The organism is uncultured Oscillibacter sp. (genome assembly GCF_910587525.1).
GTDB lineage: Bacteria > Bacillota > Clostridia > Oscillospirales > Oscillospiraceae > Oscillibacter.
The window spans coordinates 1-1967 of record NZ_CAJULS010000243.1; the positions used below are offsets into that span (position 1 = coordinate 1).

Here is a 1967-nt window from a genome sequence, read left to right on the forward strand (position 1 = left end):
CTTTTTCAGCCCCTACTGCGTAACAAAGGGCATGAAAAAAGCGGGCAAGAAACGCATTGTTTCTTACTCGCTTTTTTCTGCACCCTGTATGGCAGCTACCCTATTTCAGTTTGTCGGTTGATACTGTTTTATGAGTAGCTACCAAATGGCGAGGTTTTTTGGCAGGCTGAGCAGGCAAAACCCTCTGTTTTCCGCGTTAGTCCCGCGCCAGCCCCAGCACCGCCCGGCCATAGTCACTAAGATAGGGGGACAGAAGGTCATAGGGCAGGAGGAAGGTCTGGGGCCCGGCGGCGTAGGCTGCCAGCTCGTAGGGGGAGAAGCCCGCGGTCATGCCCGCCTCGTCAAAGCTGACGGCATAGCCGCTCCACCCGGCGGCGATCTCCTCGTAGTCGCTCCAGAACATCTCCTCCGCCGCCATGCCGTTTTCCTCCGCCCTCTCATGGATCTGGCGGACGATCTCCGCCTGCACCGCCTGGGAGAAGGCCCCGCCGTCCTCCGCCAGCTGCTCCGGCGCGAAAAATTCCCCGGTCTCCAGGTCGAAGTTCCAGGCCATCAGCACCGTGTTGGGGTGGGCCCCGCCGGTGTAGCTGTAATAGTTTCCCGCCACGCTGACCAGCCGCTCCCTCTGGTAGACCCGGCAGTCCAGATCCATGAAGAGTTCGGAGACCCACTCGATCTGCGCTTCCTGCCGCCAGGCCCGTTCAAACTGAGCCATTTCAGTCAGCTCCTCCAGCGGCTCCCGGCCGGTCCAGGAGGCGAACTCCGCGTTGAAGGTCTCTACCGTCATCAGCGCCCGGGACTCCGCCTCCGTCTCCGCCGTCTCGATGGTGGAGCCGTCAGTCCGGCGGGCAGCCAGCACCGGCATGTGAACGCGGTACACTGCCAAGAGGGCACCGTCCTCGTCCACGGCGTTGTCCTCCCGGTCTTTCATCTCTACAGTGTAGGTACAGGCCGCCTCCGGCACAGGCTCCGCCGCTGGAGGCAGAGCGTTCTGTACGGGCTCCCGGTCTGCCGGGGCGGCGGTACAGCCTGCCAGCAGACAGCAGATCAAAAGTACAATGGTCCATTTTCTCATCTGTTATCTCCCTTTTCCGAGGTGTTCAGATCATCACCGGTCCCTCCCGCCAGAGACTGCCGCCAGAGGCGGCGGAGAGGTTCGGATATGCCAGGGCGTACAGATCCGCGGCCCGGGCCTCCAGGGCGAAGAGCTCCCGGGCCTCTTTTCCCAGCCGGTTCGCGGCGGCGGGCTTGGTCAGGATGGGGACGGAGGCCGTCTTCCGCATCCGGGCCAGCAGGGTGCGCCCCGTCTCATTGGCGGCCAGCACCCGCAGATAGGGCACGGCCTCCGGGAACTCCTCCGGCCGCAGGCCCAGGTAGGCCCACAGGACCATCCGCCGCAGGCGGGCGTAGGGATACCGCTTCGTCTTGGCCGCCGCCAGCAGCTTCTCCACCGACACGGCGGCGCGGCCGGCGTCGTACAGCCGCCGGTACAGTCCCTCCCGGCCCTGGTCCAGGACGGCGAAGTCCGCCTCCTCCATGGACCGCAGCCGGGCCAGAACGGCCCGCTCACAGTTCTCCAGAAACACCGGGGCCCGGCCCGCAGCCTCCTCGGCCCGGTAAGTCTCCGCCATGGCGGGGGCCATGCGGCCCAAGGCCTCCTCCCGCAGTCCCTGCCGCAGCAGCGCCCGGATGGCGGCGGCGGAGGCGTTCTGGTCCAGCGGCGTGTCCTCTTGGTCGTGGGCGGCCCCCCGGCGGGGAATAGTCAGCACCTCCAGCGGGGCGTTCCGGCGCAGGAGGGCCTTGCAGTATTCCACTCCCAGAGTATTATTGGGCTCCGCCAGCAGCGCCGCCTCTTCCATGGAGGTCAGCCGCCCCGCCGCCCGCTGGCGGGCGGCGGCGAAGGAGTCCCCCTGCCGGAGTTAGATCGGAAGAGCGTCGTGTAGGGAAAGAGTGTAGATCTCGGTGGT

The 1967-nt window shown here is 65.8% G+C and carries 1 protein-coding gene and 1 pseudogene; both read right to left on the reverse strand.

Annotation, left to right across the window (positions count from 1 at the left end; translation table 11 throughout):
• Positions 1 to 196: 196 nt before the first annotated feature.
• Positions 197 to 1075, reverse strand: coding sequence for a DUF3298 and DUF4163 domain-containing protein (locus QZ326_RS13065; protein ID WP_295746059.1), 879 nt, complete (start codon positions 1073 to 1075; stop codon positions 197 to 199).
• A gap of 25 nt (positions 1076 to 1100) precedes the next feature.
• Positions 1101 to 1907, reverse strand: a pseudogene (locus tag QZ326_RS13070) (nucleotidyltransferase family protein); the annotation flags it as partial.
• Positions 1908 to 1967: the final 60 nt, after the last annotated feature.